The 26,767-nt window shown below is 65.0% G+C and carries 25 protein-coding genes; 19 read left to right on the top strand and 6 right to left on the bottom strand.

Annotated features, from left to right (window positions below; translation table 11 throughout):
- Window positions 1-15 precede the first annotated feature (15 nt).
- On the bottom strand, window positions 16-807 hold the full coding sequence (gene xth, locus BJ122_RS01325) for an exodeoxyribonuclease III (protein ID WP_110779362.1): 792 nt from the start codon (window positions 805-807) through the stop codon (window positions 16-18).
- 149 nt (window positions 808-956) lie between these two features.
- Between xth and BJ122_RS01330 the strand changes: the two genes are divergently transcribed.
- Together BJ122_RS01330 and BJ122_RS01335 are read left to right on the top strand one after the other, a co-directional pair.
- On the top strand, window positions 957-2,087 hold the full coding sequence (locus tag BJ122_RS01330) for an efflux RND transporter periplasmic adaptor subunit (protein ID WP_110779363.1): 1,131 nt from the start codon (window positions 957-959) through the stop codon (window positions 2,085-2,087).
- Window positions 2,088-2,090: 3 nt separating this feature from the next.
- The gene (locus BJ122_RS01335) at window positions 2,091-5,210 is read left to right on the top strand and encodes an efflux RND transporter permease subunit (protein ID WP_110779364.1); all 3,120 of its coding nucleotides are present in this window, start codon (window positions 2,091-2,093) and stop codon (window positions 5,208-5,210) included.
- Between the two features lie 16 nt (window positions 5,211-5,226).
- Here BJ122_RS01335 and BJ122_RS01340 read toward each other — a convergent pair whose 3' ends face one another.
- Complete coding sequence (locus BJ122_RS01340; protein ID WP_027277394.1) at window positions 5,227-5,556, bottom strand: HesB/IscA family protein; 330 nt, start codon at window positions 5,554-5,556, stop codon at window positions 5,227-5,229.
- 115 nt (window positions 5,557-5,671) lie between these two features.
- On the opposite strand from BJ122_RS01340, the gene BJ122_RS01345 reads away from it, so the two are divergent.
- From BJ122_RS01345 to BJ122_RS01395, 11 genes are all read left to right on the top strand, one after another.
- Window positions 5,672-6,874, top strand: coding sequence for a deoxyguanosinetriphosphate triphosphohydrolase (locus tag BJ122_RS01345; RefSeq protein ID WP_110779365.1), 1,203 nt, complete (start codon window positions 5,672-5,674; stop codon window positions 6,872-6,874).
- A gap of 161 nt (window positions 6,875-7,035) precedes the next feature.
- Entirely contained in the window at window positions 7,036-8,829 is a 1,794-nt protein-coding gene (gene argS, locus BJ122_RS01350; protein ID WP_110779366.1) for an arginine--tRNA ligase, read from the top strand.
- A gap of 108 nt (window positions 8,830-8,937) precedes the next feature.
- Entirely contained in the window at window positions 8,938-10,494 is a 1,557-nt protein-coding gene (locus BJ122_RS01355) for an SPOR domain-containing protein (protein ID WP_110779367.1), read from the top strand.
- A 48-nt stretch (window positions 10,495-10,542) separates the two neighbouring features.
- Window positions 10,543-11,568 carry a beta-N-acetylhexosaminidase gene (gene nagZ, locus BJ122_RS01360; protein ID WP_110779368.1) on the top strand — a complete coding sequence of 342 codons (1,026 nt, stop codon included), beginning with the start codon at window positions 10,543-10,545 and terminating at the stop codon, window positions 11,566-11,568.
- Window positions 11,565-12,404: a segregation and condensation protein A gene (locus BJ122_RS01365; RefSeq protein ID WP_103013024.1), complete on the top strand. Its 840-nt coding sequence runs from the start codon at window positions 11,565-11,567 to the stop codon at window positions 12,402-12,404. The genes nagZ and BJ122_RS01365 overlap by 4 nt, the downstream gene beginning before the upstream one ends.
- Before the next feature lie 21 nt (window positions 12,405-12,425).
- On the top strand, window positions 12,426-13,427 hold the full coding sequence (gene scpB, locus BJ122_RS01370; protein ID WP_110779369.1) for an SMC-Scp complex subunit ScpB: 1,002 nt from the start codon (window positions 12,426-12,428) through the stop codon (window positions 13,425-13,427).
- Window positions 13,428-13,542: 115 nt separating this feature from the next.
- Window positions 13,543-13,779 (top strand): twin-arginine translocase TatA/TatE family subunit, encoded by a 237-nt coding sequence (locus BJ122_RS01375; protein ID WP_103013031.1) that lies wholly within the window; start codon window positions 13,543-13,545, stop codon window positions 13,777-13,779.
- Window positions 13,780-13,891: 112 nt separating this feature from the next.
- Window positions 13,892-14,473: a Sec-independent protein translocase protein TatB gene (gene tatB / locus BJ122_RS01380; RefSeq protein WP_110779370.1), complete on the top strand. Its 582-nt coding sequence runs from the start codon at window positions 13,892-13,894 to the stop codon at window positions 14,471-14,473.
- Window positions 14,470-15,276, top strand: a complete 807-nt coding sequence (gene tatC, locus BJ122_RS01385) for a twin-arginine translocase subunit TatC (protein WP_110779371.1) — start codon at window positions 14,470-14,472, stop codon at window positions 15,274-15,276. The genes tatB and tatC overlap by 4 nt, the downstream gene beginning before the upstream one ends.
- Window positions 15,277-15,456: 180 nt before the next feature.
- Window positions 15,457-16,992 carry a serine--tRNA ligase gene (gene serS / locus BJ122_RS01390; RefSeq protein WP_110779372.1) on the top strand — a complete coding sequence of 512 codons (1,536 nt, stop codon included), beginning with the start codon at window positions 15,457-15,459 and terminating at the stop codon, window positions 16,990-16,992.
- Between the two features lie 151 nt (window positions 16,993-17,143).
- A complete protein-coding gene (locus tag BJ122_RS01395; protein WP_110779373.1) occupies window positions 17,144-17,539 on the top strand; it encodes a hypothetical protein in 396 nt (131 codons plus the stop codon).
- A gap of 6 nt (window positions 17,540-17,545) precedes the next feature.
- Here BJ122_RS01395 and BJ122_RS01400 read toward each other — a convergent pair whose 3' ends face one another.
- On the bottom strand, window positions 17,546-18,034 hold the full coding sequence (locus tag BJ122_RS01400) for a hypothetical protein (protein WP_110779374.1): 489 nt from the start codon (window positions 18,032-18,034) through the stop codon (window positions 17,546-17,548).
- A 240-nt stretch (window positions 18,035-18,274) separates the two neighbouring features.
- Between BJ122_RS01400 and surE the strand changes: the two genes are divergently transcribed.
- A complete protein-coding gene (gene surE / locus BJ122_RS01405; protein ID WP_027277384.1) occupies window positions 18,275-19,042 on the top strand; it encodes a 5'/3'-nucleotidase SurE in 768 nt (255 codons plus the stop codon).
- A 13-nt stretch (window positions 19,043-19,055) separates the two neighbouring features.
- Here the strand turns inward: surE and BJ122_RS01410 are convergent, their stop codons facing one another.
- Entirely contained in the window at window positions 19,056-19,427 is a 372-nt protein-coding gene (locus tag BJ122_RS01410; protein ID WP_110779452.1) for a response regulator, read from the bottom strand.
- Here BJ122_RS01410 and BJ122_RS18920 point away from each other — a divergent pair.
- From BJ122_RS18920 to BJ122_RS01425, 3 genes are all read left to right on the top strand, one after another.
- Complete coding sequence (locus BJ122_RS18920; protein ID WP_146227129.1) at window positions 19,426-19,641, top strand: hypothetical protein; 216 nt, start codon at window positions 19,426-19,428, stop codon at window positions 19,639-19,641. The genes BJ122_RS01410 and BJ122_RS18920 overlap by 2 nt on opposite strands.
- 16 nt (window positions 19,642-19,657) lie before the next feature.
- A complete protein-coding gene (locus BJ122_RS01420) occupies window positions 19,658-20,311 on the top strand; it encodes a protein-L-isoaspartate(D-aspartate) O-methyltransferase (RefSeq protein ID WP_110779376.1) in 654 nt (217 codons plus the stop codon).
- A 146-nt stretch (window positions 20,312-20,457) separates the two neighbouring features.
- Window positions 20,458-21,912 carry a peptidoglycan DD-metalloendopeptidase family protein gene (locus BJ122_RS01425; RefSeq protein WP_110779377.1) on the top strand — a complete coding sequence of 485 codons (1,455 nt, stop codon included), beginning with the start codon at window positions 20,458-20,460 and terminating at the stop codon, window positions 21,910-21,912.
- A 102-nt stretch (window positions 21,913-22,014) separates the two neighbouring features.
- On the opposite strand, the gene BJ122_RS01430 is transcribed toward BJ122_RS01425, so the two are convergent.
- Window positions 22,015-22,401 carry a YkvA family protein gene (locus tag BJ122_RS01430; protein ID WP_110779378.1) on the bottom strand — a complete coding sequence of 129 codons (387 nt, stop codon included), beginning with the start codon at window positions 22,399-22,401 and terminating at the stop codon, window positions 22,015-22,017.
- A gap of 121 nt (window positions 22,402-22,522) precedes the next feature.
- Window positions 22,523-22,885, bottom strand: a complete 363-nt coding sequence (locus BJ122_RS01435) for a 4a-hydroxytetrahydrobiopterin dehydratase (protein ID WP_283808407.1) — start codon at window positions 22,883-22,885, stop codon at window positions 22,523-22,525.
- Window positions 22,886-23,080: 195 nt separating this feature from the next.
- Between BJ122_RS01435 and BJ122_RS01440 the strand changes: the two genes are divergently transcribed.
- Complete coding sequence (locus tag BJ122_RS01440) at window positions 23,081-24,412, top strand: TAXI family TRAP transporter solute-binding subunit (RefSeq protein WP_245407562.1); 1,332 nt, start codon at window positions 23,081-23,083, stop codon at window positions 24,410-24,412.
- 395 nt (window positions 24,413-24,807) lie between these two features.
- A complete protein-coding gene (typA, locus tag BJ122_RS01445; RefSeq protein ID WP_110779381.1) occupies window positions 24,808-26,625 on the top strand; it encodes a translational GTPase TypA in 1,818 nt (605 codons plus the stop codon).
- Window positions 26,626-26,767: the final 142 nt, after the last annotated feature.

A 26,767-nucleotide genomic window follows, 5' to 3' on the forward strand; every position in this document is an offset into this window, starting at 1 on the left:
TTCGCTGAGCGAAGCCTATTTGGTGGCAAAATCCAGGTCGGCCCACACCGGCACGTGGTCGGACGGCTTTTCCCAGGCGCGGACGTGCTTGTCGATGCCGACCGCGCTCAGCCGGTCTGCGGCCTGCGGCGACAGCAGCAGATGGTCGATGCGCAGCCCCCAGTTCTTCTGGAACGCGCCGGCCTGATAATCCCAGAACGTGTATTGCCCCGGCGCATCGCTCACCGCGCGTAGCGCGTCGGTCATGCCGAGCCCGAGCAGCGTCTGATAACTGGCGCGGGTTTCCGGCTTGAACAGCGCGTCATTGATCCAGGCCGTCGGCTGATAGACGTCGGCCGCGGCCGGAATGACGTTGAAGTCGCCGGCCAGGATCAGCGGCTCCTCAGCGCGCAGCCGTTCCTTGGTGAAGTCAATAAGCCGCGACATCCATTTCAGCTTGTAGGGATATTTGTCGCTCTCGACCGGGTTGCCATTGGGCAGATACAGGCAGGCGACCCGCACCACGCGGCCATCGAGCGACACCACGCCTTCCAGGAACCTGGCGTGCAGATCGTCGTCATCGCCAGCCAGCCGAGGCTTTGTTTCATCGAACGGCAGCTTCGACAGCAGCGCCACGCCGTTAAATGTCTTTTGGCCGTGCGTCACCACATTGTAGCCGAGCGCCTCGATCGGCTCGCGCGGGAACGCTTCATCGACGCATTTGATTTCCTGCAGGCAGACGATGTCCGGATCGCGCTCGCGCAGCCAGGCCAAGAGATGATCCAGCCGTTGGCGGACCGAGTTCACGTTCCAGGTGGCGATGCGCATGGGAGTTCATTACCGCAATTTTAGCTGCCGGCGCATATCATGAATACCGGCGCTATGCTAAGCCGAATGACAATTTTGAAGCGGTCCGAGAAGCACCGCGCCAGGGCAGGACAGGCGGCGATCGTCGTCGTTCGGTGACGCGAGGCGGCATGAGACAACGCAAATTGCTGATGGTTGTTGGCGCGCTGGCAGTGCTGGCGCTCGGCTCCTATTGGGGCTGGTCGAGCTGGAACAGCCGCAGCGTCAACGCCGCCGCGCCGCCGCGCGCGCGCATGGTGTCGGTGGAAACCGCGCTGGCGCAGCGGCGCCCGGTGCCGATCGATGTCGACGCGATCGGCATTGTCACCCCGATCTCCAGCGTCGCCCTCAAAGCCCGGCTGGAAACCACCATCATCGGCGTGCATTTTCAGGACGGCGCCAGGGTCGAGCAGGGCGATCTGTTGTTCACGCTCGACTCCCGGCAGATCGATGCTCAGATCGAGCAGGCCGAGGGCGTTTTGGCGCGCGACACCGCGCAGCTCGCCGCCGCGCGCCGCGACGCGCGGCGCTTTACCGAGCTGATCGGCAAGGGCGCCACCACCCAGGTCAATCTCGACAACGCCAACACCCAGGCCGACATTTTGGCCGGCACCATTCAGTCCGACCAATCGGCGCTCGACAATCTCAAGGTGCAGAAGAGTTTTACCCTGATCCGTGCGCCGTTCGCCGGGCGAATTAGTGCCGCCAATGTCAAGGTCGGCAATTTCGTGCGGCCGGCCGACACCTCGCCGCTCGCCACCATCAATCAGATGGCGCCGGTGTACGTCACCTTTGCGGTGCCGCAGCGCGTGCTCGCCGATCTGCGCGAGGCGATGGCGTCCGGCACCACGCAAGTGGTCGCCACCATTCCCGGCAATGGCCGCTCGGAAAGCGGCAAGATGGCGATGGTCGAAAACACCGTCGATGCCGCGACCGGCATGGTGACGGTGCGGGGCATCATGGACAATGCCAGCGAGACGCTGTGGCCGGGCACGCTGGTCAACACCAAGCTGACGATCCGCACCGAAACCGCGGTGGTGGTGCCGACCGTGGCGGTGCAGCGCAGCCAGACCGGCAATTTCGTGTTCGTGATCCGCGACGGCGCCGCCCATGTGCAGCCGGTCAAGGTCGATCGCACTTATCAAGGGCTGTCGGTGATCAGCGAAGGGCTGTCCGGCGGCGAGGAGGCGGTGGTCGACGGCCAGCTGTTGCTGTCGCAAGGCACCAAGGTGACGACGCGCAACCGCAAAGCCGGGGTGTGATCGATGACGCTGTCGGAGCTGTGCATCCGTCGCCCGGTGATGACCACGCTGCTAACGGCGTCGATCATCGCTTTCGGCATTTTCGGGTTCCGACTGCTGCCGGTGTCGGCGCTGCCCAAGGTCGATTTCCCCACCATTGCGGTGACGGCGACGCTGCCCGGCGCCTCGGCCGATACCATGGCCGCGTCGGTGGCCGGCGTGATCGAGCGCCAGCTCTCGACCATCGCCGGCATTTCGTCGATGACCTCGAGTTCCTCGCAGGGCACCAGCGTCATCACCATTCAATTCGATCTCGACCGCAGCATTGATGCCGCCGCGCTCGACGTGCAGACCGCGTTGACCATCGCGCAGCGCCGATTGCCGGTGGAGATGAAAAACCCGCCGAGCTTCCGCAAGGTCAATCCGGCGGAATTCCCGGTGCTGTTCATCGCGCTGTCGTCGGGGACATTGCCGCTCTCGACCGTCAATGAATATGGCTCGATCACCATCGGCCAGGCGCTGTCGCAGGTCTCCGGCGTGGCGCAGGTCACGATCTACGGCGAGCAGAAATTCGCGATCCGTGTGCAGGCCGATCCGGAAATCGCCGCGGCGCGCGGGCTGTCGCTCGACGATATTCGCGCCGCGGTGTCGGCCGCCAATTCCTCGACCCCGGTCGGCACGCTCAATGGGCCGAAGCAGGACGTCGCGCTGCAGGCGTCCGGGCAGATGGACAAGGCCGAGGACTATCGCCAGATCGTGGTCGCCTGGCGCAGCGGCTCGCCCGTCAAGCTGGACGAAGTGGCCCGGATCTATGACAGCGTCGAAAACGACAAGATCGCCACCTGGTTCAACGGCGAACGCGCGATCGTGCTGGCGATCCAGAAGCAGCCCGACGCCAACACGGTCGCGGTGGTCGATGCGGTGCGCTCAAAACTGCCGTCGCTGCGCGCCCAGGTGCCGCCCTCGATCAACATGCAGGTGTTGATGGATCGCTCGATCTCGGTGCGGCAATCGGTGGCTGATGTCGAGCACACGCTGCTGATCGCGGTGGCGCTGGTGATCCTGGTGATCTTTTTGTTCCTGCGCTCGGCGTCGGCGACCTTCATTCCGGCGCTGGCGGTGCCGATCTCGCTGATCGGTACCTGCGCGGTGATGTATATGCTCGACTTCTCCATCAACAACATGACGCTGCTGGCGCTGACGCTGTCGGTCGGCTTTGTGGTCGATGACGCGATCGTCATGCTGGAAAACATCGTCCGCCATATCGAGCATGGCATGCGGCCATTCGAGGCGGCGCTGAAAGGCGCGCGCGAGATCGGCTTCACCATCATCTCGATCACCTTTTCGCTGATCGCGGTGTTCATCCCGGTGCTGCTGATGGGCGGCATCGTCGGCCGCGTGTTCCGCGAATTCGCCGTCACCATTTCGGTGGCGATCCTGGTGTCGGGCTTTGTGTCGCTGACGCTGACGCCGATGTTGTGCGCCCGGCTGCTGCGCGCTCATGACCCGGCGCATCGCCAGAACTGGCTGCTGCGCCAGTTCGAGCGCATGTTCGCAGGGTGGCTGCGCGGCTATGAATGGGCGCTCGACAAAGTGCTGGCGCACAAATTCCTGATGCTGCTGGCGACGCTCGCGACGCTTGGCGGCACGGTCTATCTGTACATGATCGTGCCCAAAGGGTTCTTTCCGCAGGAAGACACCGGCTTTCTGATCGGCGTCACCGAGGCGGCGACCGACACTTCGTTTGAGGCCATGAAGGAACGCCAGCAGGCGCTGACCGCGCTGCTGCGCAAGGACCCGGCGGTCGACTACATCAACTCCACGGTTGGCGCCGGCGGGCCAAACAGCACCGCCAATTACGGCCGGCTGTTTGTCGGGCTGAAACCGCTCGACCAGCGTGAGCCGGTGAGCGCGGTGGTGGCGCGGCTGCGCCAGCAGGCCGCGCAGGTGCCGGGCCTGCAGGTGTTCTTCCAGAGCATCCAGAATCTCAATATCGGCGGCCGGATTTCCAAGAGCCAATATCAATACGTGATGCAGAGCGGCGACACCGAAGCGCTGTATCGGTTGGCGCCGGAGATGCGCGACCGGATCGCGCAGGTGCCGGGGCTGCAAGACGTCACCACTGATTTGTACATCAAGAACCCGCAGATGACGGTGGAGATCGACCGCGAAAAAGCCGCGGTCTATGGCATCACCGTCGAGCAGGTGCGCAATCAGCTCTACAACGCCTATGGTACGCGGCAGGTCGGCACCATCTACACGCCGTCCAATGACTATCAGATCATTTTGGAGGTGCTGCCGCAGTTCAAGGTCGATCCCTCCGACCTCTCCAAGCTCTATATGAAGGCCGCCAACGGCAAGACCATTCCGATGGATGTGGTGGCCAAGCTAGTGCCGACCGTCGGGCCGCTACAGATCAACCATCAGGGTCAGCAGCCGGCGGTGACGATCTCGTTCAACCTCGCGCCGAACTACTCACTGGGCTATGCGGTCGATCAGATCACCGCGATCGAGCAGGCGGCGCGGCTGCCGGTGACGATCGCCACCGGCTTTTCCGGCACCGCTCAGGTGTTTCAGGACAGTCTGCGCGGGCAGGGCGTGCTGATCCTGGCGGCGGTGTTCGCGGCGTTCGTGATCCTCGGCATTTTGTACGAGAGCTTCATCCATCCGATCACCATCATCTCCGGGCTGCCCTCGGCCGGCATCGGTGCGATCCTGACCCTGATGCTGTTCAACATGGAGCTGTCGGTGATCGCGATGATCGGCATCGTGATGCTGGTCGGCATCGTCAAGAAGAACGCCATCATGATGGTGGATTTCGCGCTGGAGCGGCGCCGCTTCGGCCTTGGTGCCGAGCAGGCGATCCGCGAAGCGGCGCTGCTGCGCTTTCGGCCGATCATGATGACCACTTTTGCCGCGATTTTCGGCACGCTGCCGATCGCGCTTGGCGCCGGCGCCGGCACCGAACTGCGTCAGCCGCTCGGCGTCGCGGTGGTCGGCGGCCTGTTCGTGTCGCAGCTGTTGACGCTGTTCATCACGCCGGTGGTCTATATCTATCTCGACGGCATTGATCGCCGGCTCAAGCGGCGGCTCGAGCCGCAATCGGAGCCGGACCAGCGGCCGCGCATCGCCGCGGCCGAGTAAGGCGGCTGCTTGCCGGTTAGATCGAGAAGCTTGTGCCGCAGCCGCAGGACGCGGTGGCGTTTGGGTTGTTGACCCGGAACGAGGCGCCGATCAGGTCATCGACAAAGTCGAGCTCGGCACCGCTCAGGAACGGCGCCGAGGCGGCATCGACCAGCACCACAGCGCCGTCGCGCGTGATCACGAGATCGTCGGCGGCCTTTGTGCGATCGACATCGAATTTGTACTGAAAGCCCGAGCAGCCGCCGCCTTCGACGCTGATGCGCAGCATGGCGCCGTCGCCTTCGCCGCGTAGAATTTCGCCGATCCGCCGCGCCGCGCGCTCGCTGATGGTGACGCTGGGCATCATCAAGGGCTCCTTGTCGTTTCAGCGCGGCAAAACGTTGGAATGCGCCGCTCGACATAGTTAAGTGCGGCGCAGACGGGAATCAATCGCGGAAGGAACGGATCGGGTGATGCAAGCAATGACGGCCGACCGGGCACCCTATGCGTGCGATCCGGAGTTGAGCCGCGGCCGGCGCCATGACGAACCGCCGAGCCGCACCCGCAGCCCATTCCGCCGCGATTGTGACCGGGTGATCCACTCGACCGCGTTTCGCCGGCTCAAACACAAGACCCAGGTGTTCGTGTTTCATGAGGGCGATCATTACCGCACCCGGCTGACCCATTCGCTCGAAGTGGCGCAGATCGCGCGCGCCATCGCCCGGCAATTGCGGCTTGATGAAGATCTCACCGAAGCGCTGGCGTTGGCCCACGACCTCGGTCACCCGCCATTCGGCCATGCCGGCGAGCGCGCGCTCGACGCCTGTCTGCGCGATCATGGCGGTTTTGACCACAATGCGCAGAGCCTGCGCGTGGTCACCGCGCTCGAACATCGCTACCCGACCTTTGACGGCCTCAATCTCAGCTGGGAGACGCTGGAGGGCATCGTCAAGCACAATGGTCCGCTGATCGAACGGGACGGCACCCCGCTTGGGCATTATCGCGAGCGCGGCGTGCCGCTCGGCATTGTCGAATTCAACCGCGATTTCGATCTCGACTTGTGGAGCTTTGCCTCGCTGGAGGCGCAGGTTGCCGGCATCGCCGACGACATCGCCTATGACGCCCACGACATCGATGACGGGCTGCGCGCCGGCCTGTTCCGGCTCGACGATCTGCGCGAGATCCCGCTGCTCGCCGAGATGCTGGCCGCGATCGACGCCCGCTATCCGCACCTTGATCCGGTGCGCCGCGCCGCCGAGCTGGTGCGCGAGCTGATCTCGTGCCTGATCGGGGCGGCGGTCGGCGAGGCGCAGCGCCGCCTTGAGCGGCTTCAGCCGCGCTCGGCCGCCGAGGTGCGCGGCGCAAACGAGGCGATGATCGCTTTTCCGCCAGAGATCGCCGCGGCTGAAAAGATGATCAAGCGCTTCCTCTGGACCCGTATGTACCGCGCCGAGCGGGTGATGACGGTGATGCGCGATGCCGAGACGGTGGTCACCGAGCTGTTCCAGCGCTATTGCGACGATCCGGGGGCGCTGCCGCCAGACTGGCTGCCGGCCTGCGGCCCGATCGCCGAATGCGAGGCCGACCGGCTGCGCCGCATCCGCAATTTCATCGCCGGCATGACCGACCCGTACGCCCTGACCGAGCACCGCCGGCTCTTTGACACAACTCCGGATTTGCGTTAGGCGGCGGGCCTCTCCGCGCCTTGCCTGGCCGAGCTGCGACTCGCCGGCAATCCGCCGAACGCCGCAGGCGGTCGGTGCCGAATGGCGGCCTTGTGCCGGCCGTCAGGCGCGGCCATCCAGCCGGACTGCTCCGGCGCTAGCTCTGGTATCATGTGATTCCCATGGTCAATTCTCCGTCCTCGCCGCATCTGTTCGCCCTCATTCTCGGCCGGGTTCAGGCTGTCTGCGAGGCGCTGGCCGCCGAGGGGGCGCTGCCCGCCGGTCTCGATCTGTCGCGCGTGGTGGTCGAGCCGCCCAAGGACCCGACCCATGGCGACATGGCGACCAATGCCGCGATGGTGCTGGCCAAGGAAGCCAAGGCCAAGCCGCGCGATCTCGCCGAGCAGATCGCCGCCAAACTGCGCGCCGAGCCGATGGTGGCCAAGGTCGAGATCGCCGGGCCGGGCTTCATCAATCTGACGCTGCAGACCAAGGTCTGGACCGATGAGCTGCGCGCGGTGCTGGCGCAGGGCTCGGCCTATGGCCGCAGCGCGATCGGCGGCGGCCACAAGGTCAATGTCGAGTACGTGTCGGCCAATCCGACCGGCCCGATGCATGTCGGCCACTGCCGCGGCGCGGTGTTTGGCGATGCGCTCGCCAATCTGCTCGCCTTCGCCGGCTATGACGTCACCCGCGAATATTACATCAACGACGCTGGCGCCCAGGTCGATGTGCTCGGGCGCTCGGCGTTCCTGCGCTACCAGGAAGCGCTCGGCGAGGAGATCGGCGAGATTCCGGAGGGGCTTTATCCCGGCGATTACCTCAAGCCGGTCGGTGAGGCGCTGAAGGCCGAGCATGGCGACCGGCTGCGCACGATGCCGGAGGCCGAATGGCTGCCGATCGCGCGCGCCAAGGCGATTGCCATGATGATGGACATGATCCGTGCCGATCTGGCCGCGCTCAACATCAGCCATGAGGAGTTTTTCTCAGAACGCTCACTGATCGAGGGCGGCACCGACCGCGTCGCCGAGACCATCGCGTTCCTGCGCGCCAAGGGCGACGTCTATGAAGGCCGGCTGCCGCCGCCCAAGGGCGCCCCGGTCGATGACTATGAAGACCGCGAGCAGACCCTGTTCCGCGCCACCGCCTATGGCGACGACGTCGATCGGCCGCTGCTGAAGTCGAACGGCTCCTACACCTATTTCGCTTCGGACATCGCCTATCACAAGACCAAGTTCGACCGCGGCTATCGCACCATGGTCGACGTCTGGGGCGCCGATCACGGCGGTTACATCAAGCGCGTGCAGGCGGCGATCAAGGCGGTGACCGCCGGGCAGGGCGTGCTCGACGTCAAGATCGTGCAGCTGGTCAAGCTGCTGCGCAATGGCGAGCCGGTGAAGATGTCGAAGCGCGCCGGCGACTTCGTCACGCTGCGCGAGGTGGTCAAAGAGGTCGGCTGCGACGCCACCCGCTTCATGATGCTGTTCCGCAAGAACGACGCGCTGCTCGATTTCGACCTCGCCAAGGTGATCGAGCAGTCCAAGGACAACGCGGTGTTTTACGTGCAATACGGCCATGCCCGCGGCCATTCAGTGTTCCGCAATGCCGTCGAAGTGATTCCGGATTTGCCCGAGGAGCCGGCCGCGCGCATCGCCTTCCTGCGCGATGCCGAGGTCGAGCGGCTGACCGACAGCGCCGAACTCGATCTGTTGCGCCGGCTTGCGCTCTATCCGCGCATCGTCGAAGCGGCGGCGCAGGCGCATGAGCCGCACCGCATCGCTTTCTATCTGTACGAGCTCGCCAGTGAATTCCACGCGCTGTGGACGCGCGGTCGCGACCTGCCTCATTTACGCTTCATTATCAATAATGATGCACTGATAACCAAGGCGCGATTGGCATTGGTCCAAGGCGCCGTTTCGGTTCTCGCATCAGGACTCGCCGTGCTCGGCGTCGATGCGCCCACCGAGATGCGTTAGGCGAAGCAGCCAGTCACGTCGGGGATGCGTGACAGCTTGGTTTGAATCGGCGGTTGTTTCGCTTTTGGGGTGGGGTGGCTGCTTTCCCGCAGGGGATGCGATATCGCAATGGCTGAACGCTATCAGGACAGGTCCTTCCAGGGTGACGATCGCTATGGTCGCGGTCGTGATGCCGCGCCCGAAAGTGATCCGCTCGCGGAGCTGGCCCGTCTGATCGGCCAGACCGATCCGTTCTCCGGTCAGCAGCGCCAGCAGCCCAATATGGCGCCGCCGCCGGCCGCCGACAGCTATCGCGCGCCGCCGCAGCCCACCGTGCCGCCGCAGCCGTCCTATGAGGATGAGCAGCCGCCGATGCCGTCCTGGCTGCGCCATCGCAGCCGCGACACCGGCTTCCGGGCGCACGAGCCGGAAGCTCCGGCTATGCAGGCGCCCGCCGCGCCCGAACCCTATCGCGCGCCGCAGGTCTATCAGCCTGAATCGTACCAACCACAATCCTATCAGCCGGACACTTATCAGCCGGACACTTATCAGCAGGGCGGTTATCAGCAGAGCGGCTACCAAGCCGATCCCTATCAGGCTGATCCCTATCAGGCCTCGTCCTACCGGCAGGAACCGTCCTTTCCCGGGCAGGCTGCCGCGCAACCGGCCGCGCCCGCCGATTTCTCGCGCTATGACGACGCGCTGTACGGCCAGATGCCGTCGCAAGGCTATGTCGATCCGTTGCAGGAGACCGCAGCCTATTCTGATCCGTCCTATAATTTCGGCAACGGTTATGACGAGCCGGAGCAGAAGCCGCGCCGCGGCGGCATGCTGACGGTCGCGGCTGTGATCGCGCTGGCGGTGGTCGGCACCGGCGGTGCATTTGCCTATCGCACTTTCATGGGATCGCCGCGCTCGGGCGAACCGCCGATCATCAAGGCCGAGCCCGGTCCCACCAAGGTGGTGCCGCCGTCGGCGGCCGAGGCGGGTAAGCCGATCCAGGATCGGCTGGCGTCCGGCGGCTCCAACACCGAGATGCTGATTTCCCGCGAGGAGCAGCCGCAGGACCCGAGCAAATACGGCTCGCGCGTGGTGCTACCTCCGCTCACCCAAAACAACAATCCGCCGACCCCGGCCAGCGTTGCGCCCGCCAACAAGCCGCTCGCGGCCGTGCCGAGCAGTGCCTCGGCCTCCGGCGAGGAGCCGCGCAAGATCAAGACCGTGCCGGTGCGGCCCGATCAGGCTGATGCGGCGGCCGGACGGCCGGCGCAGCGTGCCGCCGCTGCCGCACCCGCGGCGCCGTCGCCGAACGCCACCCGCACGCCGCCGCCGCCGGTCGCCAATGCCAATGCCTCGACCGGCGCGCCGCTGTCGCTGGCGCCGCAGCCTGGCAGCCGCGTGGCTGCCACCGCGCCGACTGCCCAGCCTGAGGTGGCGGGCGGCTATGTGGTGCAGGTGTCCTCGCAGCGCAGCGCGGCCGACGCCCAGGCGTCGTTCCGAGCGCTGCAGAACAAGTACCCGTCGGTGCTCGGCTCGCGCACCCCGTTGATCAAGCGCGCCGATCTGGGCGACAAGGGCGTCTATTACCGCGCCATGATCGGCCCGTTCGGCAGCTCCGATGATGCCGCCCGGTTCTGCGGCAGCCTGCGTTCGGCGGGCGGACAGTGCGTCGTCCAAAGAAATTAACGGCCGTTTCCTTGACCCGGATGCGCTGAGCGGGCTAATCGGCCCGAGATGGACAGGCGCGCATTCATTTCCGGTATTTCCGGAACGTCACTGACTGCCGAGGAACGCGAGTTCATCCGGTCAGCTTCGCCATGGGGTTTTATCCTCTTTAAGCGAAACGTCGACAATCCTTCACAAGTGTCTGATCTTGTGAAGGAACTGCGTGCAACGCTCGAAGACGATCAGGCGCCGGTTCTGATCGATCAGGAAGGCGGGCGGGTGCAGCGCCTCGGGCCGCCGCATTGGCCGAGCTATCCGGCCGGGGCGGTGTTCAGCGCGCTCTATGACATCGACAGCCAATTGGGCCTGTCCGCCGCCTGGCTGAGCGCGCGGCTGATTGCCGCCGACCTGTCCGAACTCGGCATTACCGTCGACTGCCTGCCGCTCGCCGACCTGCCGGTGCCGGGCGCCGATGCGGTGATTGGCGACCGTGCCTATGGCACCGATCCCGCCAAGGTCGCGGCGATCGCGCGTTCGGTCGCCGACGGGCTGGCACAGGGCGGCGTGCTGCCGGTGCTCAAGCATATTCCCGGTCATGGCCGCGCCACCGCTGACAGCCATTTGCGGCTGCCGGTGGTCGAGACGCCGGAGCTGGAACTGGAACAGACCGATTTTGCCGCGTTCCAGCCGCTGGCCGACTTGCCGATGGCGATGACCGCCCATGTTGTGTTCAACGCGCTCGATCCCGCCCAACCGGCGACCACTTCTGCGACCATTATCGATCGCGTGATTCGCGGCCTGATCGGGTTCCAGGGGCTTCTGATGAGCGACGACGTCTCGATGAATGCTCTCAGCGGCAGCATTGCCGAGCGTAGCCGCGCCAGCCTGGCCGCGGGCTGCGACCTCGTGCTGCACTGCAATGGCCGGCTCGACGAAATGCGCGAAGTCGCCGCTGCGGCGCCGCTGCTTACCGGCGATGCCGCGGCACGGGCCCATGCGGCGCTGGCGGCGCGGCACGTGCCGGAACCGTTCGACCGGCTTGAGGCGCGCGCTGAACTCGATGAGTTGATCAGCCGGGTCGGAGCCGGGGCATGACCGCCGAAATCCTGTCGTTTGAAACCGGCCGGCCGACCCAACCGGCGGCGGAGCTGCCGGACGACGAACCGGCGCTGGTGGTCGATGTCGAAGGCTATGAAGGCCCGCTCGACCTGCTGCTGGCTTTGGCGCGGCAACAGAAGGTCGATCTGCACAAGATCTCGATCCTGGCGCTCGCCGACCAATATCTGCAATTCGTCGAAGCGGCCCGCAAAATCCGGCTGGAACTGGCCGCCGACTATTTGGTGATGGCGGCGTGGCTGGCGTTTTTGAAATCGCGGCTGCTGCTGCCCGAGCCGCCGAGCGCCGAGGGCCCGAGCGCCGAGGAAATGGCGACCGCGCTCGCCAACCGGCTGCGCCGGCTGGAAGCGATCCGCGAGGCCGCCAACCGGCTGATGACAAGGCCGCAATTGCAGCGCGACGTATTTGCGCGCGGCTGCCCGGAAGCCATCGCCGAGATCAAGCATCCGCGTTTTACCGCGACCTTGTACGACCTGTTGTCGGCCTATGCCTCGCAGCGCCAGCGCTCGGTGATTGCCAAGGTGCATCTGGCGCGCCGGACCGTGTGGTCGCTCGCCGAAGCGCGCGCCACGCTGGAGCGGCTGGTTGGCGCTACCGAGGATTGGAGCCGGCTGGATTCGTACCTGTTGGACTACGTCGTCGATCCCACTCAAAAAGCTACCGTCTTTGCCTCGAGCTTCGCCGCTGCGCTGGAGCTGGTGCGTGAGGGGCAGCTTGAGTTGCACCAGTCGGAGCCTTTTGCGCCGCTTTATTTCCGCAAGCGGTCATCGCCGCCGGTGGAGGCGCTGGCCGAGCCGGACGTGTCGGTAGAGTAAGTGGAAGAAGGAGACCGAGCCATGGCCAGTCTGGCAGAACAGCGCGTGATCGAGCTGGAGGATATGCCGACCGAGCCGGAGGCGCAGGCCCGGCCCGAGGAGCTGCGTCTGCTGGAAGCTCTGTTGTTCGCTTCGGCCGAGCCGCTCGATCAAGCCGCGCTCGCCAAGCGCATGCCCGAAGGCGTCGATATCAAGAAGGCGCTGCTGCAGCTGCAGGCCGACTATGCGCCGCGCGGCGTCAATCTGGTGCGTGTCGCCAACAAATGGTCGTTCCGCACCGCTGGCGATCTCGCCTGGATGATGACCCGCGAGAGCACAGAGACCCGCAAGCTGTCGCGCGCCGCGATCGAGATGCTGGCGATCATCGCCTATCATCAGCCGGTGACCCGTGCCGAAATCGAAGAAATCCGCGGCGTCGTCACCTCCAAGGGCACGCTCGACGTGCTGCTCGAAACCGGCTGGGTCAAGCCGCGTGGCCGGCGCAAGACGCCGGGACGGCCGCTGACCTTTGGCACCACCGATGCGTTCCTGGCACAGTTCAGCCTGGAGAGCCTGAACGATCTGCCGGGCCTGGAAGAGCTGAAGGGCACCGGGCTGCTCGATTCGCGGCTGCCGACCGGCTTCAGCGTGCCGGTGCCGTCCGACGATCCGGCGCTGCGCGAGGACGAAGACCCGCTCGAGCCCGGCGATCTCGATCTGGCGCTGGCGCCTGTTCCCGATGCGGAACCGGAAGCGACCGAAGCCGGGGAAGCCACCGAGGCGGCGGTGCAGGACGCCGCGCCCTCTGAGACTGCTGCTGAAGCGGAGGCTGAGACCGGGGCGGTGGTTGAGGCTGTCGTTGAGGCTTACGTCGAGGTTGAGGCTGAGGTTGAGGTGATGGAGGAGGTCGAAGCCGTATCCTCCGAAACGGTCACCTTGGAAGAAACCATGGCCTCGGAAACGGTGTCCGACGAGGCACCGGAAGACGATGCCGAATCGGCCCCGGAAACGACCGCCGAGGACGGCGAGCCAAGCGGCCAATGACGCACTTGGCCGCTTCCGCCTGGCGGCTTAAATCCTTGTTTTCGTAGTCTGCTAAGCCTAGGTTCGCACAAGATCGGCCGGCTGTACCGGCGTCACGACTTTGGAGGAAGGCACGATGGGGTCGATGAGTATCTGGCACTGGATCGTCGTGATCGTAGTGGTGCTGCTGTTGTTCGGTCGCGGCAAGATTTCCGACCTGATGGGCGACGTCGCGCAGGGCATCAAGTCCTTTAAGAAGGGCATGCAAGACGATGACAAGGCTGACGAAAAGAGCGAGCCCGTGAAGTCGATCGACCACGCGGGGACGCCGTCTTCGACGCAGCGTTCCGACGTCGGCAGCAAGGCCGTCTAAGGCCATCAGGGTGCGGCAGGCCGTGGCGGGCGACGCCACGGCGGCCAGTCAAGAATACGCGGACTGCGGCTGAGCCGGGGGCGGGCGGCATCGCGCGTGAGCGGAAGCAGTCATGTTCGACATCAGCTGGACTGAACTGATGGTGATCGGCGTGGTGGCGCTGATCGCCATCGGCCCCAAAGAGTTGCCGGGCGTGCTGCGGACGGTCGGGCAGTGGGCTGGCAAAGCGCGCCGCATGGCCGGCGAGTTTCAGGGCCAGTTCCGCGAAGCGATGCGCGAAGCCGAAATGGCTGAGCTGAAGAAGTCGTTCGACGAGGTGAAGTCGGCGACCACCGCCTTTACTGACAACAATCCGCTGACCTCGCTGCAAAAGGATGTCACCGCGGCGTTGAGCACCACGTCGCCGGCCGCCACCAGCCTGCCGGCGCCGGCCGCGGCGGAGCAGATCGCGGCCGAAACGCTGGCGGCCGTCGAGGCTCATGCCGTGCAGAACGCCGTGATGGCGCCGTTGGCGATTGTGCCAGAGGCCGCGGCGATCGCGTCCACCACCGCGACGGCGAGCGAGCCGGCTCCCACGGCTGGCAATGCAGCCGCAGGCCCGGTCAGCCATGATCAGGCTGCGACGGGGCAGGCTGCCAAGGAACAGGTCAAGGATCAGGTTAAGGATCAGGCCAAGGACCCGACCGCGTCATGAGCGCCGAAGATATCGAGGCCAGCAAAGCGCCGTTGATGGACCATTTGATCGAGCTGCGCGCGCGGCTGATCAAGGCGCTGATCGGCTTTGCCGTGGCATTTGTGGTCTGCTTCTTCTTCGCCAAGCAGATTTATAACGTGCTGGTCTGGCCGTTCGTGTGGATCGCGGGGCCGGAAAACTCGAAATTCATCTACACCGCGCTGCTCGAATATTTTCTGACCCAGTTGAAGCTGGCGATGTTCGGCGCTGGTTTCATCTCGTTCCCGATCATCGCCACCCAGATCTACAAATTCGTGGCGCCCGGGCTCTACAAGCACGAGCGCAACGCCTTCGTGCCGTATCTGATCGCCACGCCGGGGTTCTTCGCGCTCGGCACGCTGGTGGTGTATTTTGTGGTGCTGCCGATGCTGATCCGGTTCTCGCTGGGCATGCAGCAGATGGGCGACGCCGAGAGCGCGCAGATCGCGCTGTTGCCCAAGGTCGGCGAATATCTGTCCTTGATGATGTCGCTGATCTTCGCGTTCGGCATCGCCTTCCAGCTGCCGGTGATCCTGACCTTGCTCGGCCGGATCGGCATCATCACCTCGCAGCAGCTCCGCGAGAAGCGGCGTTATTTCATCGTCGGCGCCTTTGTGATCGCCGCGGTGCTGACCCCGCCGGACGTGATCAGCCAGGCTTCGCTCGCGATCCCGCTGATGATATTGTTCGAGGGCGCGATCTATTCGGTGGCGATGGTCGAGAAGAAACGCGCCGCCGCCGCGCAAAGCGACGCCGCCGCGTCCGATCCCAAACCCGCGGAATAGGGCGCTCTGTCATGTAACGGCGGCCGGGAGACCACCCGGCCAGCTTTGCCGCCCGTGCGGCGCCGCCTCCTTGCCTTGAATGTTCCAAAGCGCGGCTATTCGGGGTAGTGGATGCGCGCTGTCGAACCTTCCGAATCCGTCGATCAGCTTGCGATCAGCTTGCCTGCCAGGACCCGCCCCATGCACGACATCAAATCGATCCGCGATAACCCGCAAGCCTTTGACGCCGCCTTCACCCGGCGCGGGCTGTCGCCGATCGCGGACAGCCTGATCAAGCTCGACGAGACAAGGCGCGCCGCCATTCTGGCGGCCGAGCAGGCGCAGGCGCGCCGCAACGCCGCCTCAAAAGAGATCGGCGAGGCCAAGAAGGCCAAGGACAATGCCCGCGCCGACGCGCTGATGGCCGAGGTCGCCGAGCTGAAGACCACCATGCCGGCGCTCGATGAGGCGGTGAAGCAGGCCGAGGCGGCGCTCAATAAGGCGCTGTCGGAAATTCCCAATCTGCCGCTGCCCGAGGTGCCGAAGGGCGCCGACGAGCACGGCAATGTGGTGCGCAGCCATTTTGGCAAGCCGAACGAGTATGGCTTTGCGCCCAAACCGCATTTCGAGCTCGGCGAAGCGCTCGGCATGATGGATTTTGAGGCCGCCGCGAAATTGTCGGGCGCGCGTTTTGTGGTGCTGAAGCAGGGCCTGGCCCGGCTGGAGCGCGCCATCGGCCAGTTCTTCCTCGACGTCCACACCGGCGAGCATGGCTATACCGAGGTCAATCCGCCGCTGCTGGTCAAGGATGACGCGATGTTCGGCACCGCGCAGCTGCCAAAATTTCGTGAGGACCAGTACTTTCCGATCGATGGCGAAGCATTTGCGGAAGTAGAACAGTTCATCAAAGGCGAAGGACGATTTGAGTTTGATTCAGTCGAGTTCCAAAAAGACATTGAAGCCGTCAATAGACTTCTAAACCGGCTGAACTCTCTTGGCTTTGATCGTGAGGTAGTCCGAGCAACAGCCGATCGCGCGAGATTTCAGTTGGAGAGGAATGTTGATGACGAGAAATACTGGAAGAAGATAGTCATTCCCTCGAGGGAAGAATATGGACAGGCTCGTCGTTGGCTGATCCCGACCGCCGAAGTGCCTCTCACCAACCTCGTGCGTGAATCGATCCTTGATGAGCGTGAGCTGCCGCTGCGCATGACCGCGCTGACGCCGTGCTTCCGCGCCGAGGCCGGTGCCGCCGGCCGCGATACCCGCGGCATGATCCGCCAGCATCAGTTCACCAAGGTCGAGCTGGTGTCGGTGACCACGCCCGAACAGTCCAAGGACGAGCACGAGCGCATGCTGGCCTGCGCCGAGGAAGTGCTGCGCCGGCTCGGGCTGCATTACCGGGTGATGACGCTGTGCACCGGCGACATGGGCTTTGCCTCGCAAAAAACCTACGACATCGAAGTGTGGATGCCGGGCCAGGGTGAGGGCGGCGCCTATCGCGAAATCTCGTCCTGCTCGGTGTGCGGTGATTTCCAGGCGCGGCGCATGAATGCCCGCTCGCGTGGGCCGGACGGCAAGCCGCGCTTCGTGCACACGCTGAACGGCTCGGGTACCGCCGTCGGCCGGGCGCTGATCGCGGTGATCGAGAACTATCAACAGGAGGACGGCTCGATCGCCGTGCCGGACGTGCTGCAGCCCTATATGGGCGGGCTGAATGTCATCGCCAAAAACTGACAATCTGCAGCCCGCCACGCCGGCGTGGCGAATCAGCACCCGCATTCCTAGGATCGTGCCGTGGCCCGGCCGATCCATGGTCAAGCATGTCTTCTCCGCGTTTCGTGCTCCAGGTTCGGCGCGCCTTTACGAAGCTGGGGGGAAGTTCGTGATGCGCACGACACTGGTGGTTGGTTTGGCTGTGATCGCTCTGGCGCTGGCCGGATGCGGCGAGAAATCGGGCAATAGCAAGGGCGACAGTTCGCTGCTCAGCGGGCTCGGAGGCTCGCCCGCTAAAGAAGGACCGCCGGGCCCGATGGGCCCGCAAGGCCCCGCGGGACCGCCTGGTCCGGCGGGGGCGTCGCTCCGCACCGCGACCTCGACCTCCTGTGCCTCAAATGGCTGTCCGCTGTCGTGCAGCGCCGATGAGGTGCTGGTGTCGGCGTTGTGCGTGGGCGCCACCGGGGTTCGGCTCAGCGACAACATGCAGCTCGATCGCGAGGGCGCGCTCACGGTGCGCTGCGGCTCGACCTCGACCAGCCTGATCCTGAGCTGCGCCAAAAAGTAATGGGCGTCACGCGCGGCTGGCACCGACCAGCTTGCAGCGGCCGCGGGTGGTGACGACGTTGATATGCCCGACCAGCACATTGGCAAAGGTCTCGCGGCTACGCGCCTCGATCACCTCGGGCAGCACCCGCCGCCGCGTCGTGACATAGCCGTCGCGGCCGCGGAACGCGCACAGGATTTCGACGTCCTTGATGGCGTATTGGTGCCGGTTGCGCACCGTGACGGTGGCAAACACCCGCGCGCCGAGCCCGCTGCGTTTCAGCGATTGCCGCACCAGCCGGACTTGCGACAGCGGCACCGCCGCCATCGCAGCCTGCGGCTCGACCGGCTCGGGCTGGAGCGCGGGAGCATTGACGGCGCTGGCAATGGTGGCCGGAGCGGGCGCCGGTTCGGCCTGCAGCCGGGCCGCGCGGTCGCCGGAGCCGGCCCACAGCAGCGCGGTCATCATGATCACCAGCGCAGCGATCAGCACGATTTTGCGGGCTGAGATCGACATCGCGTCGCCTTACCGTCCTTCCGTTTTGGCTGGACCGAGCCGCAGCTCGACGTCGCGGGGAGCGGCGGTTCTGCCTGGGGCTGACAACAAAACGGGGGCGGGGCGGGAAGGTTCCCTTGGCGTGCCGTGCCTCGTGGTCGCAACAGGCCCCCTGTGACAGAGCGAAGTCGGAATGGTAAGAGCCGCTGCGGCTGGCCAACGGAGTGCGGCCGGCGCGGTTCAGTGGAGGCGAATGCGAGAATGCGGATTCTGTGCACCAACGACGATGGCGTTCATGCGCCCGGCTTGCAGATCGTAGAACAGATCGCGCGGGCGCTGTCCGACGATGTGTGGGTGGTGGCGCCGGAGCTTGATCAGTCCGGGGTGTCGCATTCCTTGTCGCTCAACGATCCGCTGCGGCTGCGCGAGATCGGACCGCGCCATTTTGCGGTGCGCGGCACGCCGACCGACTGCGTGATCATGGGCGCGCGCTACATTCTCGGCGACAAGGGGCCGGATCTGGTGCTGTCGGGCGTCAATAAGGGGCGCAACGTCGCCGAAGACGTCGTGTATTCCGGCACCATCGCCGGCGCGCTCGAAGGCACCATTCTCGGCCTGCCGTCCTTCGCGCTGTCGCAGGAGTTTTCGCACGAGACCCGTGCCGCGCCGATCTGGGAGACCGCGCTGGTGCATGGCCCCAAGATTCTGCGCCGGGCGATCGAGGCGGGCGTGCCGAAAAACACCGTGATCAACGTCAACTTCCCGTCCTGCGCGCCCGATCAGGTCGCCGGCGTGATGGTGACCCGCCAGGGCAAGCGCAATCAAAACTTCCTGCGCGTCGACGAGCGTCATGACGGTCGCGGCAATCCTTACTTCTGGATCGGCTTTGAGCGGGTCGCCGCGGAAGCTTCGCCAGCCGAAGGCACCGACATCGCCGCGCTGGCCGCGCGCTATATCTCGGTGACGCCGCTCAAGCTCGATCGCACCGACGACGGCTTTTCGGAAACGCTGCGGCAGACGCTGGGCTAAACGAAGCCGGCCGCTAGGCGGCGAGGTTCTTCAGCGTGTTGGCGAGGAGGTCGGCGAGCGCCTCGATCTGAAACGGTTTTTGCAGTGCCGGGCGGTCGCGGTGTTCGGCCGGCACGCCCTGCACGCCGTAGCCGGTGGCGAAGATGAAGGGGCGATTGCGCGCCTTGATCAGGTCGGCGACCGGCGAGATCACCTTGCCGTTGACGTTGACGTCCAGGATCGCGATGTCGAAATCAGTGGTTTCGGCGAGCCGCAGCGCCTCGCTCAATTCGCCGGTCTCGGCGGCGATGCGATAGCCCAGCTCCTCGAGCATGTCGGCCACCATCATCCGGATCATCGCCTCGTCTTCGACCAGAAACACGGAGCCCGGCTGCATCGTCGTCATGATCGGTCCTTCACCCATTCCGGCAACTCTACGCTTCCGGAAAAGACATGATTTCGGAAATGATACGCCAAAAGCTGATCGCAGCGAGACCACTGGGTTTGATACCATCATGTTGGCAAATAAGCCGATGGGAGGCAATGTCAACATTGGCAACGTCGACCTTGCAGCGCATGTTCCGACACAGGAACTGATCGTGGCCCTTTCGATCCTCTGATAGCTGCGAGACCACCATGTCGTTCGTCGGACCGCCGCCCCCCGAAAAGATGATGTTTCAGCTTAACTTGCGCCGTCGCGGCATCAGCGACCAGGCGGTGCTGCGAGCGATGGATGATGTGCCGCGCGATCTGTTTGTCGCGCCGCCGCATCGCGACGAGGCCTGGCGCGACACCGCGCTGCCGATCGAGTGCGGCCAGACCATCAGCCAGCCTTTCGTGGTCGCCTATATGACCGAGCAATTGCAGCTGCAGCGCGACCACAGGGTGCTCGAAATTGGCACAGGGTCTGGTTACCAGGCCGCAGTGCTGTCGCGGCTGTGCCGCCAGGTGCTGACGCTGGAGCGCTTCAAAACCCTGGCCGACACCGCCCGCGCCCGGCTCGAACGGCTGGAGTGCCATAATGTCGAGGTCCGGGTCGGCGATGGCTTTGACGTGCCGAAAGAGGCCGGGCTGTTCGACCGCATTCTGGTGACCGCGGCCATGGAGCAGGTGCCGGAGCCGCTGCTGGCACGGCTTGATCTCGACGGTATCCTGTTAGCCCCAGTCGGCCCGCAAAGCGGCGCCCAGAACCTGGTCAAATTCCGCAAATCGAAGGGCGGAATGGAGCGTAAAGAGCTGGTGGCGGTGCGGTTTGTACCGGCGCTGCCGGGCATCGCGCGCGAGCTGTAAGCGCGATTTCGGAGCGTCCGAACGCGCCGATTTTGGCTGCGGAAAACTGCTGAGAACCTGCAATTTGCCGGCAGGGTTAAACGCTTGGTAACTGAACAGGTGTTTAACTGAAAAGGTAAATTCTGTTGCGTAAAGAGTGAGTAACCATGTCCCGCGTCGTCGCGTTGCTTTGCTCGCGCCGGGTCCCGCAGTTTGCGGTGCTGGCGTTGATGTCCGTCGGATTCAGTGGCTGCAGCGCGGACATGCAGTCCCGGCTTTCACAGCATCCGTTTCAGGACTCGACAGGCTCGGTAGCGCAACAGCCCGCGCCGCAGCGTGAGTTGCCGCAATATGCGCGGCCGCATTACCAGGCTCAGCCGCAATACCAGGCTCAGCCGCAGTATCAGCCCCATTATCAGCAGCCGCAGTATCAGGCGCAGCCCTTGCCGCCGCCGATCTCGTCGCCGCAGAGCTATCCGAGCGCCCCGGCGCAGCGCCCTTACGCGGCGGCGCCAGCCCCGGCCTATCCGCCGGCAGCGGGTGGACGCGGCGTTGCGGCCTATGCGCCGCCCGCGGCGGCGCCCGCCGACATGGTGACGGGCACGACCGCACGCGCCGGCGCCAACCGCGCGCCGGTGGCGGGCACCACCATCATCGTCGGCACCAGCGATTCCCTGGAAACTCTGGCGCGGCGCTACAACGTCTCGACCGCGGCGATCCTGCAGGCCAATGGCTATCGCGGCCCGCGCGTGCTGCAGCCCGGCCAGCAGCTGATCATCCCGAACCGTGCGGCCCTGGCGGCCCCGGCCGCGCCGGCTCCGGCTGTTGCGGCGGCGCCGGCACCGGCCCCCATGGCGGGCCGTCCGGTCGCGGCGGCGGGCAGCGTCCATATCGTCAATCCCGGCGACAGCCTGATCGGCATCGCGCGGCGCCATAAGATTTCGCCGGCTGAATTGGCGCAGGCCAATGGCCTCGCAATCAGCTCGCCGCTCAAGGTCGGTACCCGCCTGAACGTCCCGGCACCGGGCGCCCGGATGGCCGCGGCTCAGCCCGCCCAGATGGCCGCGCCGGCTCCGGCGCCCGCCGCCGTGGCTGCCCCGGTTGCCGCTGCGGCGCCGGTGACCATGGCCGCCGCCATGCCGGCCGAACCGCCGCAGAAGGCGCGGCTGGCGAGCACCGCCACCCCCGCTGAAGCGCCGGTCGCTGAAACGCCGGTGAAATCTGCCGAAGCCACCGGCGCGCTGCCTGGCTTCCGCTGGCCGGTGCGTGGCCGGGTGATTGCCGGCTATGGCGCCAAGACCAATGGCAAGCAGAATGACGGCATCAACCTTGCGGTGCCGGAGGGCACGCCGGTCAAGGCCGCCGAGGATGGCGTGGTCGCCTATGCCGGCAACGAGCTGAAGGGCTACGGCAATCTGGTGCTGATCCGGCACAGCAACGGCTATGTCACCGCCTATGCGCACGCTTCCGAGCTGCTCGTGAAGCGCGGCGAAACCATCAAGCGCGGCCAGACCATTGCCAAATCCGGCCAGAGCGGCGAAGTGGCGTCACCGCAGCTGCACTTCGAGATCCGCAAGGGCTCGACCCCGGTCGATCCGCTGCAGTTCCTGAACGGCGCGTAAGCCGTACAGCCGACCCAGAAACGCGAAATGCCCGGGCCTGTCCCGGGCGTTTTCTTGTAGGTAGGGCCGGCGCCCTTGTTTGTGCGGCGTGGGCGCTGAAAATCAGCGTTCTCGTTCGTCCTCGGTCAGGCCGCGCTGCATCGCCGCTTGCGCCGCGGCGCGGTGGTCCGGGGTGATGTTGTTGGCCACGAGACGGATCGCGGTCGCTAGTACCGCAGCGTCATCGGCAAAGCCCAGGAACGGCATGATGTCGGCGACAAAGTCGAACGGCAGCACGAAATAGGCCAGCGCGCCCAGCAGCGCGACCTGGACATGGCGCGGCGTGGTGCGATCGAACGCGCAGTAATAGGCGGCGAGCAGATCCTCGGCGAACGGCAGTTTCACCACCATCCGCTTCAGTTTCAGCCAGAAACGGCGCCGCAGTTCCTCGGGGTGCTCGGCGAGGCGGTCGGCCGGCTCGAAGCCGACGCTATGCTCTGACGTGTTCATGCGGTTGGCTCACCATCTGCTGGTTGCGTTGCCTAAAAAAGTTCACGCGCGCCTCGCGCTGCCGGGAACCGCCCTGGTCGCGGCCGTGACTCCCGATATAGGTACGCTTCAGTTGATTGCATCAGGCCGGCGAAACTGCGGCAGCGACCGCGTCGATGGCGCGCGCCAGCTCAATGTCGCGGTTGGTCAGCCCGCCGGCATCGTGGGTGGTCAGCGTGATCTCGACGCGATTGTAGACGTTGCGCCAGTCGGGATGATGGTCGTGCTGCGCTGCAATCAACGCGACGCGCGTCATGAAGCCAAACGCGGCATCGAAGCCGGAAAAAGTCAGCGTGCGCGCGATCGCTTCGCGGTCCGGCAGTTCGCGCCACTCCGGCAGCATCTCCAGCGCGGCGCGGCGCGCCGCCACGGTTAGCCGTTCGGTCATAGTTCTCTCCCTGATGATCGCGCTGTCATGGCGCCATGTTATCGATTGTTGCCACATTAGCGCGATAGACGCTTTGAGACCCTGGTGACCATCCGAGGCGCTTCAGCCGAAAAATCGCTACCCAAGCCACCCTGGGTGAGGGCACAATTGAATTCGAGCTTTCGACGACCTCCGTCCCAGCCCGATGCGGCCGGCCCTGATTTGGTGGGGGCGATGACACCGACGCCTGTACGCTCCAGACGCCGTAAAGCGGTGTTTATTATCCTCGCCGCGGTTCTGGCCGGCATCGGGGCGTTGCTGAGCGGCTATTACTTCACCATGCGGCCGGTGCCGCTGCGCATCGCGGTCGGGCCGCCCAGCTCCGATGACGTGCGCGTGGTGCAGGCTTTGGCGCAGGCGTTTTCGCGCGACAACACGGGTGTGCGACTGAAGCTGGTGGTCGCCGATGGCGCGCTCGGCAGCGCCAATGCGCTCGCCACCGGCAAGGCTGATCTCGCGGTGATCCGCGGCGACCTCCAAGTGCCCAAGGAAGCCCAGGCGGTCGCGGTGTTGCGCAAGAACGTGGCGGTGCTGTGGGTGCCGCCGCGTGCGAAGGGCGATCGCAGGAAAGGCGCCAAGATCACCAAGATCGCGCAGATCGCCGACAAGCGGATCGGCATCATCGGCCGCACCCAGGCCAACGTTAATTTGCTCAAGGTGGTGCTGCAGCAATACGGCATCGATGCCAGCAAGCTCGACATCGTGCAGTTCTCGACCACCGAGCTCGCTGACGCGATCAAGGATCACAAGGTCGACGTGTTCATGGCGGCCGGGCCGATCAACAGCAAGATCACCGCTGATGCGATCGCGGAATCCTCGCGCGGCGGCACGCCGGCTTTTCTGGCGATCGATGCTGCGGAGGCGATCGCGCAAAACCACCCGATGTATGAGTCCGCCGAAATCCCGGCAGGCGCGTTTGGCGGCTCGCCGCCGCGCCCGGATGAGGAAGTGAAGACCATCAGCTTCGCCCATCATATCGTCGCCCGCAAATCGCTGCCGGAATCGACCGTTTCTTCTTTCACCAAGCAGCTGTTCGCGGTGCGGCAGTCGCTGATGAACGATTTTCCGCTGGCGGCGAAGATCGAAACGCCGGACACCGACAAGGACGCGGCGATCCCGGCGCATCCGGGAGCCGCGGCGTTTGTCGATGGCGAAGAGAAGACCTTTCTGGATCGCTACAGCGATTACATCTGGTGGTCGCTGATGGCGGTGTCCGCGCTCGGCTCGGTCGGCGCCTGGCTTGCGAGCTATCTGCGCAAGGATGAGCGCAACACCAATTCGACCTTGCGCGAGCGGCTGCTCGACATGATCGCGGCGGCGCGCAAGTCGGACACCATGGATGAGCTGGACGCGCTGCAGGCCGAGGCCGACGACATTTTGCGGGACACCCTGACGTGTTTCGAGAACGGTGCGATCGAGGAGGGCACCTTGACCGCCTTCAATATCGCGCTCGAGCAGTTCCACAACGCGGTTGCTGATCGCAAGGCGCTGCTGCTGACCCCGCCATTCACGCCGGTGCGGCCGCAGCGGCCCCAGGTGGTGTGAGCCTGCAAGCCGGGCGGTTTGGGGCCAAAAGCGCAGTGGTGCCGGCTGGTTACGGGCCGGGGCGCGACCGATCGATTACCCGGCGCGCGGCGGCCGCGGGGCGGACAGAAGCGGGTTGGGCAGGGGTGATGGGCAGGTATTGTGGCTCTAAGGGCGGATTGGCACCATCCCTGCATTGTGTTTTTGCAGTTTTCCGCTATATTGCGCCGCAACGCGTAGAGTGCCCGGCCCGGTGCGGCCGGGCTTGCTTTTTCGGGACTGCCTGAGATCGGCTCGGGGTGTCCGGGCGCGTTTCAGGCAAGGTTGAAAGCAAGCGCGCCTTAGAGCGTGCCACGGCGTTCGCCGATTGCGCTGACGGGCATCTGGCCGATCAACATTTGACATAAGAAGCACGCATGAAACTTCGCAACATTGCCATTATCGCCCACGTTGACCACGGCAAAACCACGCTGGTCGACAAGCTTCTGCAGCAGTCCGGTACTTATCGCGAGAACCAGCGCACCGTGGAACGGGCGATGGACTCCAACGATCTCGAGCGCGAGCGCGGCATTACCATTCTCGCCAAGTGCACCTCGGTGATGTGGAAAGACACCCGCATCAACATCGTCGACACCCCCGGCCACGCCGATTTCGGCGGCGAGGTGGAACGCATTCTGTCGATGGTCGATGGCGTGATCGTGCTGGTCGACGCCGCCGAAGGCCCGATGCCGCAGACCAAATTCGTGGTCGGCAAGGCGCTCAAGCTCGGCCTCAAGCCGATCGTGGCGATCAACAAGGTCGATCGTCCGGATGCGCGCATCACCGAAGTGGTCAATGAAGTGTTCGACCTGTTCGCGGCGCTCGACGCCACTGACGAGCAGCTCGATTTCCCGATTCTGTACGGTTCGGGCAAGAATGGCTGGATGGCCGAAAGCCCGGATGCGGCGCACGATGTCGGCATGCAGCCGCTGTTCGACCTGGTGCTCAAGCATGTGGCGCCGCCGACCGTCGAGCAGGGCCCGTTCCGCATGCTCGGCACTATCCTGGAAGCCAATCCCTATCTCGGCCGCATCATCACCGGCCGCGTCGCCTCCGGCACCGTGAAGCCGAACCAGAGCATCAAGGTGCTGTCGCGCGACGGCAAGCTGGTGGAAACCGGCCGCATCAGCAAGGTGCTGGCGTTCCGCGGCTTGGAACGCACCGCGATCGACGAAGCCGAAGCGGGCGACATCATCGCGATTGCCGGTCTGCCGAAGGGCACGGTCGCCGATACGTTCTGCGATCCTTCGGTTGACGCGCCGCTGCAGGCGCAGCCGATCGATCCGCCGACCGTGTCGATGTCGTTCATCGTCAACAACTCGCCGCTCGCCGGCACGGAAGGTGACAAGGTCACCAGCCGTCTGATCCGCGATCGTCTGCTGCGCGAGGCCGAAGGCAACGTCGCGCTGCGCGTCGTGGAATCCGCTGAGAAGGACGCGATGGAAGTGTCCGGCCGCGGCGAATTGCAGCTCGCGATCCTGATCGAGACCATGCGCCGCGAAGGCTTTGAACTGAGCGTGTCGCGTCCGCGCGTGGTGCTCAGCAAGGATGAAGACGGCCAGCTGCTCGAGCCGGTCGAAGAAGTAGTGATCGACGTCGACGAGGAATTTTCCGGCGTCGTGGTGCAGAAGATGAGCGAGCGCAAGGCTGAGCTGATCGAGATGCGCCCGTCCGGCGGCAATCGTCTCCGTCTGGTGTTTTACGCGCCGACCCGCGGCTTGATTGGTTATCAGGGTGAACTGATGACCGACACCAAGGGCACCGCGATCATGAACCGGCTGTTCCACAACTACCTGCCGTATAAGGGCGAGATCCAGGGCCGCCGCAATGGCGTGCTGATCTCCAACGATCAGGGCGAGGCGGTCGCTTACGCGATGTGGAAGCTGGAAGATCGCGGCCCGATGATGATTGAGCCGGGTTGGAAGGTCTACAAGGGCATGATCGTCGGCGAGCACACCCGCGACAACGACCTTGAGATCAACGTGCTCAAGGGCAAGCAGCTCAACAACATCCGCACCACCTCGAAGGACGAAGCGGTGCGGCTGACCCCGCCGATCCGGATGACGCTGGAAAAGGCGCTCGCCTATATCGAGGACGACGAGCTGGTCGAGATTACGCCGAAGTCGATCCGGCTGCGCAAGCGCCTGCTCGACGCCAACGACCGCAAGCGCGCCGAAAAGAGCAAGGTCGCGTAAGCGCGCACCTTCCAAGCACTGCCAAAAACAGCCGGGGGCCATGACATGGTCTCCGGCTGTAGCCGTTGGACATTCGCCGCGGCCCGGGCCATGGTGGCCTGATGCCGGCCGTGTCGTGACCGCCTGCGCGCGGACAACGTCG

It is taken from the genome of Rhodopseudomonas faecalis, assembly GCF_003217325.1.
Classification (GTDB): Bacteria; Pseudomonadota; Alphaproteobacteria; order Rhizobiales; family Xanthobacteraceae; genus Rhodopseudomonas; species Rhodopseudomonas faecalis.

Excerpts from the sequence above, each read along its gene's own strand:
- BJ122_RS01395 (WP_110779373.1), top strand. The coding sequence starts at position 17,144 with ATGCGCACGACACTGGTGGTTGGTTTGGCTGTGATCGCTCTGGCGCTG.
- xth (WP_110779362.1), bottom strand. The coding sequence starts at position 807 with ATGCGCATCGCCACCTGGAACGTGAACTCGGTCCGCCAACGGCTGGAT.
- BJ122_RS01375 (WP_103013031.1), top strand. The coding sequence starts at position 13,543 with ATGGGGTCGATGAGTATCTGGCACTGGATCGTCGTGATCGTAGTGGTG.
- typA (WP_110779381.1), top strand. The coding sequence starts at position 24,808 with ATGAAACTTCGCAACATTGCCATTATCGCCCACGTTGACCACGGCAAA.
- nagZ (WP_110779368.1), top strand. The coding sequence starts at position 10,543 with ATGGACAGGCGCGCATTCATTTCCGGTATTTCCGGAACGTCACTGACT.
- BJ122_RS01340 (WP_027277394.1), bottom strand. The coding sequence starts at position 5,556 with ATGATGCCCAGCGTCACCATCAGCGAGCGCGCGGCGCGGCGGATCGGC.
- BJ122_RS01335 (WP_110779364.1), top strand. The coding sequence starts at position 2,091 with ATGACGCTGTCGGAGCTGTGCATCCGTCGCCCGGTGATGACCACGCTG.
- argS (WP_110779366.1), top strand. The coding sequence starts at position 7,036 with ATGGTCAATTCTCCGTCCTCGCCGCATCTGTTCGCCCTCATTCTCGGC.
- BJ122_RS01430 (WP_110779378.1), bottom strand. The coding sequence starts at position 22,401 with ATGAACACGTCAGAGCATAGCGTCGGCTTCGAGCCGGCCGACCGCCTC.
- BJ122_RS01400 (WP_110779374.1), bottom strand. The coding sequence starts at position 18,034 with ATGTCGATCTCAGCCCGCAAAATCGTGCTGATCGCTGCGCTGGTGATC.
- BJ122_RS01345 (WP_110779365.1), top strand. The coding sequence starts at position 5,672 with ATGACGGCCGACCGGGCACCCTATGCGTGCGATCCGGAGTTGAGCCGC.
- BJ122_RS01330 (WP_110779363.1), top strand. The coding sequence starts at position 957 with ATGAGACAACGCAAATTGCTGATGGTTGTTGGCGCGCTGGCAGTGCTG.
- tatC (WP_110779371.1), top strand. The coding sequence starts at position 14,470 with ATGAGCGCCGAAGATATCGAGGCCAGCAAAGCGCCGTTGATGGACCAT.
- BJ122_RS01355 (WP_110779367.1), top strand. The coding sequence starts at position 8,938 with ATGGCTGAACGCTATCAGGACAGGTCCTTCCAGGGTGACGATCGCTAT.
- tatB (WP_110779370.1), top strand. The coding sequence starts at position 13,892 with ATGTTCGACATCAGCTGGACTGAACTGATGGTGATCGGCGTGGTGGCG.
- BJ122_RS01410 (WP_110779452.1), bottom strand. The coding sequence starts at position 19,427 with ATGACGACGATGCAGCCGGGCTCCGTGTTTCTGGTCGAAGACGAGGCG.
- BJ122_RS01425 (WP_110779377.1), top strand. The coding sequence starts at position 20,458 with ATGTCCCGCGTCGTCGCGTTGCTTTGCTCGCGCCGGGTCCCGCAGTTT.
- scpB (WP_110779369.1), top strand. The coding sequence starts at position 12,426 with ATGGCCAGTCTGGCAGAACAGCGCGTGATCGAGCTGGAGGATATGCCG.
- BJ122_RS01365 (WP_103013024.1), top strand. The coding sequence starts at position 11,565 with ATGACCGCCGAAATCCTGTCGTTTGAAACCGGCCGGCCGACCCAACCG.
- surE (WP_027277384.1), top strand. The coding sequence starts at position 18,275 with ATGCGGATTCTGTGCACCAACGACGATGGCGTTCATGCGCCCGGCTTG.
- BJ122_RS01420 (WP_110779376.1), top strand. The coding sequence starts at position 19,658 with ATGTCGTTCGTCGGACCGCCGCCCCCCGAAAAGATGATGTTTCAGCTT.
- BJ122_RS18920 (WP_146227129.1), top strand. The coding sequence starts at position 19,426 with ATGATCGGTCCTTCACCCATTCCGGCAACTCTACGCTTCCGGAAAAGA.
- serS (WP_110779372.1), top strand. The coding sequence starts at position 15,457 with ATGCACGACATCAAATCGATCCGCGATAACCCGCAAGCCTTTGACGCC.
- BJ122_RS01435 (WP_283808407.1), bottom strand. The coding sequence starts at position 22,885 with ATGTGGCAACAATCGATAACATGGCGCCATGACAGCGCGATCATCAGG.